At 74.7% G+C, this 15,478-nt stretch carries 14 protein-coding genes and 2 pseudogenes; 6 read left to right on the forward strand and 10 right to left on the reverse strand.

Annotation, left to right across the window (positions count from 1 at the left end; all coding sequences use genetic code 11):
• Positions 1-2: 2 nt before the first annotated feature.
• From ACGFI9_RS34005 to ACGFI9_RS34020, 4 genes are read right to left on the reverse strand one after another with little or no spacing between them, the layout of a single operon-like run.
• Complete coding sequence (locus ACGFI9_RS34005; RefSeq protein WP_393184719.1) at positions 3-728, reverse strand: FAD:protein FMN transferase; 726 nt, start codon at positions 726-728, stop codon at positions 3-5.
• 50 nt (positions 729-778) lie between these two features.
• On the reverse strand, positions 779-1,363 hold the full coding sequence (locus ACGFI9_RS34010) for an FMN-binding protein (RefSeq protein WP_393184625.1): 585 nt from the start codon (positions 1,361-1,363) through the stop codon (positions 779-781).
• Positions 1,364-1,378: 15 nt separating this feature from the next.
• The gene (locus tag ACGFI9_RS34015; protein ID WP_393184627.1) at positions 1,379-2,821 is read right to left on the reverse strand and encodes a ferric reductase-like transmembrane domain-containing protein; all 1,443 of its coding nucleotides are present in this window, start codon (positions 2,819-2,821) and stop codon (positions 1,379-1,381) included.
• Positions 2,818-2,955, reverse strand: a complete 138-nt coding sequence (locus ACGFI9_RS34020) for a hypothetical protein (protein WP_393184629.1) — start codon at positions 2,953-2,955, stop codon at positions 2,818-2,820. The genes ACGFI9_RS34015 and ACGFI9_RS34020 overlap by 4 nt, the downstream gene beginning before the upstream one ends.
• A 301-nt stretch (positions 2,956-3,256) precedes the next feature.
• Here ACGFI9_RS34020 and ACGFI9_RS34025 point away from each other — a divergent pair, with 301 nt between their 5' ends.
• Positions 3,257-3,514: a DUF3040 domain-containing protein gene (locus tag ACGFI9_RS34025; RefSeq protein WP_393184630.1), complete on the forward strand. Its 258-nt coding sequence runs from the start codon at positions 3,257-3,259 to the stop codon at positions 3,512-3,514.
• A 21-nt stretch (positions 3,515-3,535) separates the two neighbouring features.
• Here ACGFI9_RS34025 and ACGFI9_RS34030 read toward each other — a convergent pair whose 3' ends face one another.
• The 3 genes and pseudogenes from ACGFI9_RS34030 to ACGFI9_RS34040 form a co-directional block, all read right to left on the reverse strand.
• Positions 3,536-4,489 (reverse strand): SWIM zinc finger family protein, encoded by a 954-nt coding sequence (locus ACGFI9_RS34030; RefSeq protein ID WP_393184632.1) that lies wholly within the window; start codon positions 4,487-4,489, stop codon positions 3,536-3,538.
• Positions 4,486-7,140: pseudogene (locus ACGFI9_RS34035) on the reverse strand (DEAD/DEAH box helicase); the annotation flags it as partial. The gene ACGFI9_RS34030 and the pseudogene ACGFI9_RS34035, both read right to left, overlap by 4 nt.
• A 191-nt stretch (positions 7,141-7,331) precedes the next feature.
• Positions 7,332-7,791 (reverse strand): annotated as a pseudogene (locus tag ACGFI9_RS34040) (ATP-dependent helicase); the annotation flags it as partial.
• Positions 7,792-7,994: 203 nt separating this feature from the next.
• Here ACGFI9_RS34040 and ACGFI9_RS34045 point away from each other — a divergent pair.
• Positions 7,995-10,181 carry a N,N-dimethylformamidase beta subunit family domain-containing protein gene (locus ACGFI9_RS34045; protein WP_393184633.1) on the forward strand — a complete coding sequence of 729 codons (2,187 nt, stop codon included), beginning with the start codon at positions 7,995-7,997 and terminating at the stop codon, positions 10,179-10,181.
• 54 nt (positions 10,182-10,235) lie between these two features.
• Positions 10,236-11,108, forward strand: coding sequence for a carbohydrate kinase family protein (locus ACGFI9_RS34050; RefSeq protein ID WP_393184635.1), 873 nt, complete (start codon positions 10,236-10,238; stop codon positions 11,106-11,108).
• 7 nt (positions 11,109-11,115) lie between these two features.
• Here ACGFI9_RS34050 and ACGFI9_RS34055 read toward each other — a convergent pair whose 3' ends face one another.
• Complete coding sequence (locus ACGFI9_RS34055; RefSeq protein WP_393184637.1) at positions 11,116-11,637, reverse strand: DinB family protein; 522 nt, start codon at positions 11,635-11,637, stop codon at positions 11,116-11,118.
• 84 nt (positions 11,638-11,721) lie between these two features.
• On the opposite strand from ACGFI9_RS34055, the gene ACGFI9_RS34060 reads away from it, so the two are divergent.
• Complete coding sequence (locus ACGFI9_RS34060) at positions 11,722-11,928, forward strand: hypothetical protein (protein ID WP_393184639.1); 207 nt, start codon at positions 11,722-11,724, stop codon at positions 11,926-11,928.
• A 16-nt stretch (positions 11,929-11,944) separates the two neighbouring features.
• Here ACGFI9_RS34060 and ACGFI9_RS34065 read toward each other — a convergent pair whose 3' ends face one another.
• A complete protein-coding gene (locus ACGFI9_RS34065) occupies positions 11,945-13,096 on the reverse strand; it encodes a polysaccharide pyruvyl transferase family protein (RefSeq protein ID WP_393184640.1) in 1,152 nt (383 codons plus the stop codon).
• Positions 13,097-13,169: 73 nt separating this feature from the next.
• A complete protein-coding gene (locus ACGFI9_RS34070; RefSeq protein ID WP_393184642.1) occupies positions 13,170-13,748 on the reverse strand; it encodes a TetR/AcrR family transcriptional regulator in 579 nt (192 codons plus the stop codon).
• A 91-nt stretch (positions 13,749-13,839) separates the two neighbouring features.
• Between ACGFI9_RS34070 and ACGFI9_RS34075 the strand changes: the two genes are divergently transcribed.
• Together ACGFI9_RS34075 and ACGFI9_RS34080 are read left to right on the forward strand one after the other, a co-directional pair.
• On the forward strand, positions 13,840-14,418 hold the full coding sequence (locus ACGFI9_RS34075) for a dihydrofolate reductase family protein (RefSeq protein ID WP_393184644.1): 579 nt from the start codon (positions 13,840-13,842) through the stop codon (positions 14,416-14,418).
• Between the two features lie 40 nt (positions 14,419-14,458).
• A complete protein-coding gene (locus ACGFI9_RS34080) occupies positions 14,459-15,394 on the forward strand; it encodes a phosphotransferase family protein (protein ID WP_393184646.1) in 936 nt (311 codons plus the stop codon).
• Positions 15,395-15,478 lie beyond the last annotated feature (84 nt).

A 15,478-nucleotide genomic window follows, 5' to 3' on the forward strand; every position in this document is an offset into this window, starting at 1 on the left:
GGTCAGGGGGCCAGGGGGAGGGTGCGGGAGCGGAGGAGGCGGGCGTCGTCGGTGATCACCGCGTGCAGGTAGCCGTCGGGAAGGCGGTCGAGCCAGCCGATGCCCGCCAGACCCATCGCCACGGCGGCGGTGGCGTAGGCGTCGGCCAGCCCCAGATCGGGACCGACCACCGTGACCGAGCGCAGGCCCTGGGCCGGGGTGCCGCGTCGCGGATCGCGTACGTGGTGGCCGCGCTCGTACCCGCCGGAGGTGGCGACCGCCAGGTCGGTGCCGGTCAGCACCAGGCAGGTGGCGTGCGGGTCCCAGGGGTGCCGCACGCCGATCCGCCACGGCTCACCGGTGGCCGACCGGCCGCGCACCCGGACGTCGCCGCCGGCGTTCAGGCAGTGGTTCGGGGCGCCCGCGGCGACCAGCCGGTCCGACGCGACCTGGGCCGACCAGCCCTTCACGTAGCCGGACGGGTCCAGCCGGCCGGTGGCGTACGCGTCGAACCAGCCGTCGGTCTCCCGCCACAGGTCGGCACAGCGGTCCAGCACCGCCCGCAGATCGGCCGACGCCGCCGTGAGCGGCAGTTCGCCCCGGTCGAGCCGGCACACCTCGCTGTCCGCCCGGTAGGTACTGAACCGGCCGTCCACCTCGCGGAGCCAGCCGAAGGTCTCCTCGGCCAGCTCGTGCAGGCGCGCGGCGGGCAGGTCGTCGGCGAGGTCGAGGCTGATCGCCGTACCCATGATCTGCTCGACCCGGCGCAGGCCGGGCCGCGCACCGGGGGCCACCCCCGTCACGCCTTGTCGATGGCAGCCTGGAGCGACCGCTTGTACGCGGTGCTGGTGTAGGTCGCCCCGGAGACGGTGTCGAGGTTGGCGCTCTGCCTGGCGACCACCTCGCCGGAGGTGCCGCTGTACCGGGCCTGCACGTCGTCGCTGCGCAGGCCGGACTGCCCCTCCTGCGGCATGCCGAGGCCGACGGCGTCGACGATCCGAGTGCCGTTGAGCGTGATCCGCACCTGGAGTGAGCCGTACTTGTAGCTGACCACCGGGCCGGTGACCGTCCGGGTGGTGGTCTTCGGCGCGCTGGTGGTGGTCTGCGGCGCGGCGGTGGTCGTCCGGGCGGTGGGGCTGGTCTTCGCGCCGGCGGTCCGGCTCGCGCCGGGCCTGGCGCTCGGCCTCGCCGACCCGCCCGGCCCGGCCGAGCCACCGGCGACGCCCGGGGTGGGGCCGGACGCGGGCCCTCCGCCGGGAGCGACGGGCGCCTCGGCAGCGGGCAGGTCCTGGGCGGCCTGGCCGGTGCCGGGCGAGCCCTTGAGCACCACCAGCGCGGTGGTGCTGGCGGCCAGGCCGGTGATCGCGAGGAGCGCGCGACGCATCGCAGGTAGACCTTTCTACAGCTCGAAGATGGCCAGGTGGATCTGCCGCCGGGGGACGCCGGCCCGGCGCAGCACCTGGACGGCCTCGTCGACCAGGCCGCCCGGCCCGCAGAGGTAGACGTCCCGGCGGGTCAGGTCGGGCACCAACCGGCGCAGCCCCTCGGGGTGCATCACCTGGCGGGGGCCCGGGTCGTGCCGGGAGCCGAGCACGTACCAGACCGAGGCGTGTCGGGCCTGGGCCAGCCAGTCCAGTTCGTGGTGCAGGAGCACGTCGGCCGGGGTCCGGGCGCGGTAGATCACCGCGGCGCCGGGCGGCAGCTCCTCCAGGATCGCCCGGAGCGGGGCGATGCCGCTGCCCCCGGCGATCAGCAGCGCCCGCGCCCTGGTCCGGTGCGCCGCGGTGAAGGTGCCGAAGGGGCCCTCGGCCCAGACCCGGGTGCCGGGATCCAGCTCCCGCAGCTCGGCGGTGTGCCCGCCGACGACCTTGACGGTGAGTCGCAGCCAGCGGCCGTTGCCGGCCGCGGAGAGCGAGAACGGGTGTGACTGCCACCAGCAGCCGGGGTTGAGGAAGCGCCAGCGGAAGTACTGCCCGCCGAGCAGGTCGATCTGGTTGAGCCGGTGTCCGGTCAGGTAGATCGAGATGGTGTCCGGGGCCTCCGCCACGACGTCGGCGACCCGCAGCCGGTGCCGCAGGTTGAAGTGCATCGGGGCGATCACCCGGCCCCACCCCAGCGCGGCCACGACCAGCAGGTACGCCGCGACCCAGCCGGTGCGCACCGGCCCGGGCTCGTGGAGCTGCGCGCCGTTGCTGAACTGGTGGCCGTAGCCGAGCAGCAGCGCGAGGTAGCTGGTCAGGTGCAGGTGGTACCAGAGTTCGTACGGCAGGCGCCGGCGGACCGCCCGGATCGCCGTCAGGCCCACCGCCACCATGATCCCGGCGGCCACGAACGCGGAGACCATGTCCTCGTAGTCGCTCAGCAGGGAGCCGACCTCGCCGAGAACGGACTTCTTCTCCAACCCGGCGTAACCGACCACGAGCAGCGCCAGGTGGGCCAGGACCGCCACGAGCAGGGTGGCGCCGAGATCCCGGTGCACCCGGGAGAGGCGCTCACCACCGATCCAGCGCTCCAGCACGCCGAGCCGGCTCATCATCAGCACCTGGACCAGCAGCAGGTAGCCGGCGACCAGGCCGGTGATCCGGCCGGCGGCGGTGAGCACGTCGGTCGTCCCCGTCAACGAGCCGTCCGGGGTGGCCAGCCACCAGGGCAGCACCGCGGCGGCCAGGCCGAGCCAGAACAGCCCGGTGAGAGCCCGCCGGCCGCCGGGGCCGCGGCGCGGCACGCCCGGCGGCGGTGGTGGCGGTGGCGGTGGCGGGGCAGCCGAACGGCCGCCGTACGGGGAGGGTGTCCCGATCCGGCGGCCGGTGGCGTACGTGTCGTAAGTGTCCTGGTATGTCACGCGTACAACCGGTCCGCCTCAACGGCGTGCTCGGCCGCGACGATGTCCGACTCCGCGCGCGGCAGCGCCTCGGCCGGGTTGTCGGCCAGCCGGCACTGGTCGGGGCATTCGGGGCGCAGGGGGTACAGGTTCACGGTCAGCTCCATCGAATGCCTTACCGGAGGTGGCGCTGGGGGACGCGAGGATCGTCCGCGCGACCGCGGCAACGGCCCCCGTTGAACGTGGCGTCGACCTTCGTGCTCGCCGTTACACCGGCGGCGCCCAGGACGAGCCGCTAGGGGGACTTAAGGCCGGACAAGGCCGGACTGAGGTCCCCCGACCGGAAGATCCTCGCCGCCCGCCCTCCGACGAAAGTGGCAGCAGGACCGGCGCGTGACCCGCCGCCGTTGCGGGTAAGCCGCCGAACCGCTGAAGCCGTGAGGGGAAGGCACCGCCATGCTCAGCAAAGAGGATCAGCGCAGGTTCGAGCAGATCACCCGCCAGCTGCGGGAGAGCGACCCGCAGTTCTTCGCCCGGCTCGACCACCGGGCCAAGGGCCGCCGTGGCCGGTATCTGATGCTGTTGACGATCGTGCTGTGGGCCTCGCTGCCGGCGATGACCGTACTCGCCGGACGACTGGCCGGCGCGATCTGCGCCCTGGTGCTGGTGGCCAATGCCGGGCTCATGTGGCACTTCCGGCGACGCTGGCTATGACCCGGCCGGGGGCGCCCGCGCTCAGGCCGGCGGACCGTCCGGCTCCGCCGCCGGTCCGGGCCGACCGAATTCCCGGTACGCCCGGCGCAGCCGTTCCACCAGTCCGGGGCCGCCGAGTTCGGCTCCGGGCGGGGCGAGCTGGCGCAGCAGCAGCTCCGGTCCGGTCGCCAGGGTCGGCGGCCGGTCGGGCAGCGGCACCGGGGGCAGCCAGAACCGGTCCACCTCGTCATCCGGCGGGAGCGCCGGCAGCCCGCCGAGCACCCGCCCCGCACCGGCGACGGGCTCGGGCCGGGACGGGACGTCCGCCGGGCTGGCCGGTCCGTCCGGCGCCACCGCCCGGTCGGCCGCTGCGCCGCCGGGGATCGCGCCGGCGCCCCGCAGCGTACGCAGCCGGTCCAGCAGCTCGGCCCGGCTCCGGCCGCGCCAGTGCAGGAGCTGGAACGGGTCGGCGTCGAACGCCTCGGCCAGCAGGTAGAAGGTGGCCGCGAGGTGCTTGCACGGCACCGCGAAGTCGGGGCAGCCGCAGTGCTGGTCCAGCTCGTCGACGGCCGCCGGGAAGAGCGGCGCGCCCGCCGCGGCGAACCGTGACTCCAGCTCCGCGGGCAGGTCACCGGCGAGCAGCCGGGCGCTGAAGAACGCCTGCCCGGCCAGGTCCGTCTCGATCCGGTCCCAGACCTCGTCCGGGTACGCCGCGAGGCCGATCCGCACCGGGTACGGGTCGGGCCGCGAGCCCTGCACGTCGGCGGTGACCAGGCCGGGGGCGACGTCGAGCCGGAGCACCTGACCGCGGCGCGCGTACGCCCGGCCCCGGGTGAGCCGGGTGCCGAGGGCGAACGACTCCAGCACCTCCAGGAATCGCCGGGACCACCAGGACCGCCCGATCGCGCCCCGGGTGCTGCGCGCCTTCAGCCCGCCGTCGACACGCCGGGGCGGGCCGAACTCCGCGAACCGGGGGCGCTCCCGCTCCGGGCTCACTCGACCACCGCCCCGGACGCCAGCGCGAACAGCTCGCGCAACGTGTCGGTGGAGAGCTCGGTGATCCACTGCTCGCCGGTGCCCACCACCCGCTGCGCCAGGCTGCGCTTGTCCGCGATCATCGCGGCCACCTTCTCCTCGACCGTGCCGGCGCAGACGAACTTGCGGACCTGCACCCGGCGGCGCTGGCCGATCCGGAAGGCCCGGTCGGTGGCCTGGTCCTCCACGGCCGGGTTCCACCACCGGTCCACATGCACCACGTGGTTCGCCGCGGTCAGGGTCAGCCCGGTGCCACCGGCCTTGAGGGAGAGGACGAACAGCGGCGGCCCGTCCGGGGACTGGAACCGGGTCACCATGGCGTCCCGCTCGGCCTTGCCGACGCCACCGTGCAGCAGCAGCACCTCCCGGCCGGTACGGGCGGACAGGTGCCCGCGCAGCATGCCGCCGAACTCCGCGTACTGGGTGAAGAGCAGGGCCTTCTCCCCCGCCGCGAGCACCTCGTCGAGGATCTCGTCGAGCCGTTCCAGCTTGCCGGACCGGCCGGGCAGGGCCGAGCCGTCGTGCAGCAGCTGCGCCGGATGGTTGCAGACCTGCTTGAGGCGGGTCATGGTGGCCAGCACCAGCCCGCGGCGTTCCATCCCGTCGCTGGACTCGATCTTCGCCATCATGTCGTCGACCACCGCGCGGTAGAGCGCCGCCTGCTCGGCGGTGAGGTTGCAGAGCACGTCCATCTCGAGCTTCTCGGGCAGGTCGGAGATGATCGACGCGTCGGTCTTGAGCCGGCGCAGCACGAACGGGCCGGTGATCCGGCGCAGCCGCCCGGCCACCTCGGCGTCGCCGTGCCGCTCGATCGGCTCGGCGAACCGCTTGCGGAACGTCGCGGCCGGCCCGAGCAGGCCGGGGTTGGCGAACTGCATGATCGACCAGAGGTCGGCGAGGCGGTTCTCCACGGGCGTACCGGTGACCGCGATCCGGTGCCGCGCGGGCAGCGACCGGACCGCCTCGGCCTGCCGGGTGGCGGCGTTCTTGATCGCCTGCGCCTCGTCCACCACCACCCGGTGCCAGTCGATCCCTGCCAGGTCGTACGCGTCCCGGGCGGCCACCGAGTAGGTGGTGAGGACCAGGTCGGCGGCGTGCACGGCGGCGCTGAACTCCTCGCCCCGGGCCCGCTCGGCCCCGTGGTGCACGTGCACGCGCAGCCCGGGCGTGAACCGGGCCGCCTCCCGCTGCCAGTTGCCGACCAGCGACATCGGACAGACCAGCAGGGTCGGTCCGGCCTCCGGCGGGTCCCCGGCCAGCAGCGCGAGCAGCTGCACCGTCTTGCCCAGCCCCATGTCGTCGGCGAGGATCCCGCCGAGCCCGAGCGACTGGAGGAAGGCCAGCCAGGCCAGCCCGCGCCGCTGGTACGGCCGCAGCGTGCCGGCGAACCCGGGCGGCGGGTCGGCCGGGGCGAGCCGCCGTTCCGCCTCCCCGGCCAGCAGCTCGCCGAGCGCCCCGTCGGCGGTCACCTCCAGCACCGGCAGCGCGTCCGGGCGGTCGGCCTCGGCCAGGCCCATCCGCAGCAGGTCGGCCACGGTCAGCTCGCCCGCCGAGCGGAGCAGCCGCAGGCCGGCTTCGAGGCGCTTCGGGTCCAGCTCCACCCACCGGCCGCGCAGCCGGACCAGCGGGGACTTCAGCTCGGCCAGCGAGGCCAGTTCCTCGGCGGTCAGCGGCTGGTCGCCGAGCGCCACCTCCCAGCGGTAGTCCACCAGGGCGTCCAGCCCGAGCCCGGCGGAGGCGGCGGCGACCGTGCCCGGTGCGGTCCGGCCGCGCGCCCGCAGCCGGGCGCCGAGCCGCGTCGACGACCGCCGCCACCACGACGGCAGGAGCACCCCGAAGCCGGCCGCGTGCAGCACCGGGGCGCCCTCCCGGAGGAACCGGTGCGCCCCCTCCGCGTCCAGCTCCATCCCTTCCGGCGTGGCGGTCCGCAGCGCGTCGTCCAGTTCCGGCCAGAGCCGGCTGGCCCGGCCCAGCTCGGTCAGGAGGGTCTCCTGCGGGTCGACGCCCCGGCCGGCGAGCGCGGGTGCCGACCCCTGCCAGACGTCCGCCGCGTCGACCACCAGTCCCGGCTCGTCGGCCGGGTGCAGGCCGAACTCGACCCGCCAGGCGCCCCCCTCGACCAGCTCGGCGACCGGATCGACGGCCGGCTCGACCAGGCGGAAGGCGGCCCGTACCGTGCCGCCGGCCGCGTCCCGCTGCCAGGCGTCCAGCTCGCGCCGGAGGAGGTCCAGGGCGGCCGGCGCGACGGTGAAGGCCGGCTCCGCCCCGGTGAGCGCGGCCAGCCAGCGGGGCACCGGCCCGGGGCGCATCCCCCGGTGCAGGGCCGTCTCGGCCAGCGCCGCCCGGGCGGCGGCGTCGGTCAGCGCGTCCAGCGCGTCGGCGACCAGCGCACCCGGCTCCGGCCGGCCGGGGTCTCCCCCGGCGGCCGGGTCGTCCGAGCCAGCCGGCCGGACAGCGGGAGCGGCGGCCGACGACCCGACGGCGTGGACAGCCGGCCGGACACCGGCGGCGGCCGACGCCGCGGCCCGGGCGGCCGGCGGCAGGGCGAGGGCGAGCGACCGCGCCCAGGCGGCGTCCGGGCCGGTGAGCAGCGGTCGCCACACGGCCCGGGCGGTCACCGCGTCGGTGGCGTCGACCGGTCGGGGCCCCCGGCGGACCCGGCCGGTCTCCGTACCGTGGCTGGCACCCCGTCGGGACGACGTGGCCGAGGATGCGCCGCCGCCGCGTGCGGACGAGGTGACCCCGGGTGCCCCGGACACGGTGAGCGAGGAGGTGCCGGCGGAGGGCGGCGCTGCCGGAGGCAGGTCCGCGACGCCGGGCAGCAGCCGCCCGCGGGCGACCAGGTCGGCGGCGAAGTCGGCCAGCTCGGCGAGGTGACGCAGGCTCGCGCCGGGCACCGCGGGGAGGTGGCCGAGGGCGCGCAGCAGGGGCAGCGCGGCGTCCGGGGCGTACACCAGGGCGGGCGCCCGCCAGCCGGCGAGGGTGACCCGGCCGCGGACCCGGTCGGCGACGTCGGCCCGGACCAGCTCGGGGGAGTCCAGCGGCGCGCCGGCCCGGGTGGGGAGGGTGAGCAGGACGGTGGTGGCCTGGCCCGGGTGGTCACCGAGCGCGGCGGCCAGCCCGGCGTGGTCGGCGGCGAACGGGTGCGGGCGCTCGCGGGGTGCCCGACCGGGACGGCGGGGCGGGGTGGCCGGGCGGGCGCTGTCCTCCGCCCAGACGGCGAGACCGGTGCCGACCAGCCACGACCCGTGGATGACCAGCACCTGTGCCCCCCTCGTGACGACTGTCGAGGATAGCGGGCGGGCGGCTGCCGGCCCGCCCGACCAGCCCGGGTCGGCCCTCCACCGAACGGTCGCAGTTTGTCGGATCGGTGAATGATTCTCGGACTCACCCGCGTGGGGGGTGTCGCGGCGACGGCCTCCACACGTTAGGTTCCTTCACGATCATGGGGGAAAGGCTGGTCCAGATGTCATCGCGCACTCCGCGACAGATCACCCGTCGCGGCGTACTCCGCAGCGGCAGCGTCCTGGCGGTCACGGCGACCGCCGCACCGGCGGTACTCGCCATCGACCCGGCCCCGGCCGAGGCGGCGACCCCGAGCTACGACCCGGAGCAGCGGTTCATCCAGTTGGTCGGTGGCGGCAACGGGGTGATCTACGCGATCCAGGCCGACGGCTCGCTGCTGTGGTACCGGCACTCGGGCTGGCAGACCGCGGCATCCGGCTGGGCCTCCGGCTCCGGACGGAAGATCGGAACGGGCTGGAACCAGTTCGTCACCGTGCTCGGCAGCACCGATGGCTCGCTCTACGGGGTGCGCGCCGACGGGACCATCCACCTCCACCACTACATCTGCACCGATCTCACCACCGGTGCGGGCTACTGGACCGGTGGCCGGCAGATCGGCACGGGCTTCGCGCGGTTCCCCCGGGTGTTCGGCTTCGACGGTGCGATCTACGGCGTGGACGCCAAGGGTGATCTCTACGGATACCGTTACATCCGGTCGACCGGGAGGTGGAACGGTGGCACCCGGATCGACGTCGGCCGCGACTTCACGAGCTACCAGCTCCAGGCGGACGCCTCCGGCGTCATCTACGGCTGGCGCTTCGGCGAGATCTTCTGGTTCCAGCACCTGGGTCGCGGCCTCTGGGCACAGGGCTCGGGCTTCCGGGTGGGCAGCGGGTTCACCGAACTCGCCCTCAACGGCCTGGTCTTCGCCGGCCAGGGCACGCTGTACGGGGTGCGGCCGAGCGACTCGACCAAGCGGGCCGTCGGCAGTCTGGTCGCCTACCGACTGAGCAACTGGGCCACCGCGGGCACCGACCGGAAGGCCACCTGGGTCAACGGTGGCGCCGGGAGGGCGGTCAGCAGCGGCTTCACCGTACAGAGCCGGGCCTCCCTCCAGGGGTACGCGCAGACGCCGAGCCTTTCCCCCGGGCAGACGCTCCGGGTGGCGGTGTCCACCACCTTCCCGTCGGTGACGGCGTCGGTGGTGCGGGTGGCACCCAGCACGGGCGGCCCGGTGGTGGTGAAGGACGCCACGACCGTCACCGGCAAGCTCCAACTGCTGCCCGCCGGTTACCTGCACAGCGGCTGCGGCTGGTCGGACAGCTATCAGGTGTCCATCCCGGCGGACTGGCCGTCCGGCCTTTACGCGGTGCGGCTGGAGGGCCCTTACCAGCTCCGGCGGCACGTGCCCTTCGTCGTACGACCCCAGCAGCCGACCAACGACATCGCCTTCCTGATGCCGTCGAACACGTACCACGCGTACAACACCTGGGGCGGGCACTACCAGTACTGCGGCGACATGACCGGCGTCCGCACGTTCTCGCTGCGCCGCCCCTCCACCGAGTGGAACATCGAGGCGACGGGCAGTCTCGAGCACACCATGTGGTCGGACGTGATGCTGCTGCGCTGGATGGCCCGCCAGGGGCTCGCCTTCGACTGCTACGACGACGCCGACCTGCACGCCTCGGGCGACTGGCTGAGCAGCTACAAGGCGCTGGTGCTCGGCAGCCACCCGGAGTACTGGTCCGAGGCGATGCGGCAGCACCTGGCCGACTACCAGGCCGGCGGGGGCCGGGTGATCTACGCGGGCGGCAACGGGATCTACGAGCGGGTCTCGTTCAGTGACGACGGCAGCGCGATCAGCTTCCGTACCGCCGAGGGCAAGCGGGACACCTTCAACGCCCTCGGTCTGCCCGCCTCACAGCTGCTCGGCGTCAACTACACCAGCGCCAGCTGGTTCACCTTCGCGCCGTACGCGGTGGTCCGCGACCACCCGCTGCTGGCCGGCACCCGACTGACGGCCGGAAGCCAGTTCGGCAGCAAGGGATACAACGGGGGCGCGAGCGGCTGGGAGGTCGACACCCTGCTCGGGTTCACCGCCGAGGCGACGGCGGAGGAGGTCATCGCGCGCGGGCAGAACGTGGGCGGCGGGGCGGCCATGATTTTCGCCGAGAAGCCGAACGGCGGTTTCGTCTTCAGCGCGTCGTCCATCAGCTTCGCCGGGGCGCTGGACAGCGACCCCGACCTGTCGACGATCTTCCGCAACGTCTTCGACCTGGCCCTGGCCGGTGGCCCGGTGGCCCGTGCCCGGACCCGGATGCAACGCACCGCTCCGGTGCCGGACCAGCCGGAGCCGGTCCTGGAGTAGGACGGCGGGCCCCGGGGCAGCGGGGCGTGACGGCGGCCGGCTAGCGTCGGCGGCATGCTCGATCTTCTCGTGGTCGGCGGCCTGGGCGTCGACATCCGCGCCCAGGTGCCCGCCCTACCGCTGCCGGCCGCCGACTCGCTGGCCGTGCCCCCGATCGAGTTGCGGATCGGCAACACCGGCGCCGGGGTGGCGCTCGCCGCGCACGCGCTGGGCCTGCGGGTGGGGCTGGTGGACGTGCTGGGCGCGGACCCGGCCGGCGACGTGGTCCGGGCGGCGCTGGCCCGCACCTCGGTACGGACGGTGCTGGTCGACGCCCCGGCCGGCACCCGCCGCTCGGTGAACATGGTGGACCCGGCCGGCCGCCGGATGTCGCTCTACGACCCGCGCCCGTGGTCGGGGCCGGCGCCGTTCGCCGAGGCGGAGCTGACCGCCCTGGTCCGCGAGGCGGCGCACGTCCACGTATCGATCATGGACTGGGCCCGGGCCGCGCTGCCGACCCTGCGCGCCGGTCTCGCCGACGGCGTAGCGCTCTCCACCGACCTGCACGACTGGGACGGCGAGAACGACTACCACCGCCCCTTCGCGGAGGCGGCCGACCTGGTCTTCGTCAGCGATGTCCAGCTCGGCGACCGGGCCGGCAAGGTGGCCGCCGGGCTGGCGCCCCGGACCGTGCTGGTGACCGGCGGCGCGGCCGGCTCGACCCTGCACGCCCCGGACACCCCGCCGGTCCGGGTGCCGGCGACGACGCCGCCCGCCCCGGTGGTGGACACCAACGGCGCGGGCGACGCGTTCGCCGCCGGCCTGATCGCCGCCCGGCTGCGCGGCGCGTCCCCGCTCGACGCGGCCCGGTACGCCGCCCGGGTGGCCGCCGCCGCGTGCACCCACGACGGGATGGAGTATCCGCCCGGCCTGCTGCCCCGGGACTGAGCCCGGCTCAGATCGCCCCGGTCTCGCCGTCGGTCAGCTCGCGGAGGATGTCCGCGTGCCCGGCGTGCCGGGCGGTCTCCTCGATCAGGTGGACCAGCACCCAGCGCAGCGACACCTCGCCGAGCTGCGGGTGCGGCACCACGTGGTCCAGGTCGAACCGCGCCGCGACCGCCCGGGACCGGGCGCAGGCCGCCGCGTAGGCCGCCGCCAGGCTGGCCACCGTCTCGCCCGGCTCCAGGGTGAAGCTCGCCTCGGCCTCTTCCTCGGAGGTGAGATAGACGTCCCCCGGCTCTGGGGCGAACAGGCAGGGCAACCAGTTCCGTTCCACCAGGGCGAGGTGTTTGAGCAGGCCGGCCAGGGTGGTCAGGGAGGGCACCAGGCGCCGGCCGGCGTCGGCGTCGGAGAGGCCCCGGGCCTTGCGCAGCACGATGGCCCGGTGGAAGTCGAGGAACGATTCGAGGACTGCCCGCTCGTCACCCGTACGGGCGAGGACCGGACCGAGCGTGGGGTCGACCGTCGTGTCCGCCATCTTCGGACCCTAGTCCCGGGACCCGCCCGGCCGCTGCCCGCCATCCCGCTGCGGGCCGGCGATCTCCGGGGCAGGATGGGGCGCATGGCATCCACGGTGCAGATCCCGCTGGTGGGCGGCGCGGCCGACGGTGAGACGGTCACCGTCGAGCTGGACAGCAACGGGCGTCCGCCGCTGACCCACCACCACCTCGGCGCGGCGGGCCTGGCCGAGGCGCAGATCTACGAGCTGGAGTCGGACGACCCGCACGGCCGTCCGTGGATCTACACCTGGCGGGGCCCGGCGGTCTGACGCGGCCCCGGCCCGGTCAGCCGGCGCCGGCCCGGGACAGCGCCCGGGAGCGGATGCTCTCCAGCACGCCCCGGGTGACGTGCGAGGTGCCCCGAGCCTGCTCGCACACCTCGGCCACCCGCCGGGCGGTCTCGCTGGCCCGCGCCTCCCGCTCGTCCCAGAGCCGGTCCACCTCGGCCAGCAGCGGGCCCTCCACCTCGCGTTCCACCCCGCGCAGCGCCGGCACACCGAGCCGCTGGGCCAGGTCGAAGACCTTTCCGGCGTACGGCAGGGGCAGGAACGGCGTGCCCATCATGGCCGCGAAGATCAGGAAGTGCAGCCGCATACCGACCGCGAGGTCGAAGTGCTTCATCAGGCCGAGCACCTGCCGGGGCGTGTAGTCGTTGTGCAGGATCCGGCCGCGCTCGGCGGCGACCATGTGCGACATCACCCCGTGCGAGTGCCGGATGTCGTCCCGCTCCATCGGCACGAAGAGCACGTACGCGTCGATCCGGTGCACCAGGAAGTCGCTGATCTGGGCGAGCAGCCGGTGGTAGCCGTCCACGTCGAGGCGTTCCGCCGCCCGGCCCGGCTCGCGGACGCTCAGCCCGACCAGCCGCTTGCCGCCGGGCACCCCCTCCTCGCGCAGCCAGCTCGCCGGGAAGTCCTCCGGCTCCAGCAGGAACGCCGGGTCGGCGGTGACGGTGATGGGGTTCAGCAGCCCGGCCTCCTCCAGCACCATCCGGGACTCCTGATCCCGCACGGTCACCTCGGTCGCCTCGGCCAGGGTCTCCCGGACCATACCGGTGTCCACGCCCTCGGTGAGCGGGCCGACGCCCACCGCGTAGGTGAGCAGCGGTAGGCCCCGCTCCTGGGCGACCCGGACCACCCGCAGGTAGCGGCGGGCCTCCTTGTCGTAGAGGATGCCGCCGCCGCCGAGGATGAGCAGGTCGAGCTGCTCGAGGATCTGGGACGAGTCGACCCGGCTGACGCCCTCCCAGGGCACCGCCTCCACGTCGGGGTGGGCCAGCGCGGTGTGTGCGGGGTTCCGGGAGAAGACGATGAGCCGGGCCGTCGGCTCCTGCCGCCGCAGGTCGGCCAGGAGACCGCTGAGGATCGCCTCGTCGCCGAGGTTGCGACCGCCGTACGAGCCGAGCACACCGATGGTCAGTCGGGGGCCATCCGTCATCCGTCGCTCCTCCCCAGGTGCGTCCGGTGCCGGTTTCCCGCTACGTGAGGGGACATACCTGGGCGAAGCTCCGTCAACCGGTGGTCGCGCCGACCAGACGGGAGACCAGGGCGGAAACCACTTGGTCGACGTCGAATCCGGCGTCGACGGAGGTGGTGAGCAGGTCGAGCAGGAGGCCGTCCACCGCGTAGTGCAGCAGGGCCACCTCGAACGCCCCGCCGGGCAGCCCGGCGGCGACGTGGAAGGCCACGTCGTCGGCGTACCCCTTGCGGAGCACGGCGCCGAGCGCCTGGCGCAGTTCCGGCCGCCGGGACGCCTCCAGGCGCAACTCGAACAGGGCGCGGGTGAGGTCCGGCTCGCGGGTGGTCCGTTCGACGATGTACCGCAGGTAGTCGGTCACCAGCGCGAGGGACGGCTCGCGCCGGCCGAGGTCGGCCACGACCGCCGGGTCGGGGGCCATCCGGTCGAAGATCCGCTCGGCCAGGCCGGCGAGCAGGGCCGCCCGGGACGGGAAGTAGTTGGAGGCGGTGCCGGTGGGCACGCCCGCCTCGGCGTCGACCGCGCGGTGGGTCAGCCCGCGCGCGCCGCCGGCGGCGAGCACCCGCAACCCGGCGTCGGCGAGCAGGGTACGGCGTTCCGGGTTCCTGGCCATGAAACTCAGCCTAGCAAGAACCACGACAGGTGTTGTAGATTGAGCGCCAACCACGACAGCCGTCGTGGTTGTCCCGGACATCGGAGTCGGTTTGCGCAAGCTCGTGTACTACGTCGCCAGCACCCTCGACGGCTTCATCGCCGCCCCCGACGGGTCCTACGACTTCCTCCCCCTGGAGCCGGACGTGGCGGCCCACCTGACCGCCGAATGGCCCCAGACCTTCCCCACGTTCGCCCACGCCCAGCTCGGCATCTCGTCGCCGCCGGCCGGCCGCTTCGACACCCTGCTGATGGGGCGCGGCACCTACGAGCCGGCGCTGAAGGCCGGCATCAGCAGCCCCTACGCGCACCTCAAGCAGTACGTGTTCACCCGCTCGCTGCCCCCGTCCGACGATCCCCAGGTGGAGATCGTGGCCGGCGACCCGGTCGCCTTCGTGCGCGACCTGAAGGCCCGGCCGGGCGGCGACATCTGGCTCTGCGGCGGCGGGCAGCTCGCCGGGCAGCTCCTCGACGAGGTGGACGAACTGGTGGTCAAGCTGAACCCGGTGGTGGTCGGCACGGGCGTCCCGCTGGCCGACCGGGGCTTCGCCCCGCACCGGTTCACCCTGGTCGACACCCTCCCGTTCGACAGTGGAGTGGTCGTCCTGCGCTACACCGCCGGGGCGCGGTAATCGGTTGCCGGGGCCCGGCGCCGTCCCGCACGGTGGGGTGGTGACGAGCGGAACGAAGACCCGGATCCACTGGACCGACCTGCCGGAGCACGTCCGGTCGGCGGTCGAGGAGCTTCTCGGCGACCGGGTGGTGGCGGCCGTCTCGCAGGACGGTGGCTTCTCGCCCGGCACCGCCGACCGGGTGCGGACGGCGGCCGGCCGGCGGGCCTTCGTCAAGGCGGTCAGCCCGGCGCAGAACGACCGCAGTCCCCGGCTGCACCGGGCCGAGGCGCTGGTCGCCGCCGCCCTGCCGCCCGGCACCCCGGCGCCCCGGCTGCTCGGCAGCTACGACGACGGTGACTGGGTGGCGCTGGTCTACACCGACGTCGAGGGCCGGCATCCGGCGACCCCGTGGGACGCCACGGAGCTGACCGCCGTGCTGTCCACCCTGGAGACGATGGCCGCCGCGCTCACCCCGACCCCGGTCGCGACGGTCCCCACCGCCGCCGAGCAGCTCGCGTACGACTTCGCCGGCTGGCAGCGGATCGTCGCGGACCCACCGGCCGACCTCGACCCGTGGGCCCGGGACCGGCTGCCGGACCTGTGCGCCGCGGCCGAGCGCGGAGTGGCCGCGCTGGCCGGCGACACCCTCTGCCACCTGGACATCCGCGCCGACAACCTGCTGCTCGGCCCGGACGGCACGGTCACCGTGGTCGACTGGCCGTGGGCCTGCCGGGGGCCGGCCTGGCTGGACAGCCTGCTGGTGCTGGTCAACGTCCAGGTGCACGGCGGGCACGACCCGGAGGCGCTGCTGCGCGCCCGGCCGCTCACCGCCGACGCGGATCCGGCGGGCGTCACCGGGGTGCTGGCCGGGTTCGCCGGCTTCTTCCTGGACGGCGCCCGGCAGCCGCCACCGCCGGGCATCCCCACGGTCCGCGCGTTCCAGCGACTGCAGGGCGACCGCCTCCTGCCCTGGCTCGCCCACCGACTGCGCTGATCGACTCCGATTGCGGCAGGGCGGGCCGTCTCGAGGCCGGGACACCGTCCCTTGCGGCAGGTCGAGTCGGTTCGGCCCGCCTGC

This window comes from Micromonospora sp. NPDC048930, assembly GCF_043197935.1.
Classification (GTDB): Bacteria; Actinomycetota; Actinomycetes; order Mycobacteriales; family Micromonosporaceae; genus Micromonospora.

What these genes read in the sequence shown, in the direction of transcription:
- ACGFI9_RS34005 (WP_393184719.1), bottom strand. Translation starts at nt 728, where the DNA reads ATGGGTACGGCGATCAGCCTCGACCTCGCCGACGACCTGCCCGCCGCG.
- ACGFI9_RS34010 (WP_393184625.1), bottom strand. Translation starts at nt 1,363, where the DNA reads ATGCGTCGCGCGCTCCTCGCGATCACCGGCCTGGCCGCCAGCACCACC.
- ACGFI9_RS34025 (WP_393184630.1), top strand. Translation starts at nt 3,257, where the DNA reads ATGCTCAGCAAAGAGGATCAGCGCAGGTTCGAGCAGATCACCCGCCAG.
- ACGFI9_RS34045 (WP_393184633.1), top strand. Translation starts at nt 7,995, where the DNA reads ATGTCATCGCGCACTCCGCGACAGATCACCCGTCGCGGCGTACTCCGC.
- ACGFI9_RS34050 (WP_393184635.1), top strand. Translation starts at nt 10,236, where the DNA reads ATGCTCGATCTTCTCGTGGTCGGCGGCCTGGGCGTCGACATCCGCGCC.
- ACGFI9_RS34055 (WP_393184637.1), bottom strand. Translation starts at nt 11,637, where the DNA reads ATGGCGGACACGACGGTCGACCCCACGCTCGGTCCGGTCCTCGCCCGT.
- ACGFI9_RS34060 (WP_393184639.1), top strand. Translation starts at nt 11,722, where the DNA reads ATGGCATCCACGGTGCAGATCCCGCTGGTGGGCGGCGCGGCCGACGGT.
- ACGFI9_RS34065 (WP_393184640.1), bottom strand. Translation starts at nt 13,096, where the DNA reads ATGACGGATGGCCCCCGACTGACCATCGGTGTGCTCGGCTCGTACGGC.
- ACGFI9_RS34070 (WP_393184642.1), bottom strand. Translation starts at nt 13,748, where the DNA reads ATGGCCAGGAACCCGGAACGCCGTACCCTGCTCGCCGACGCCGGGTTG.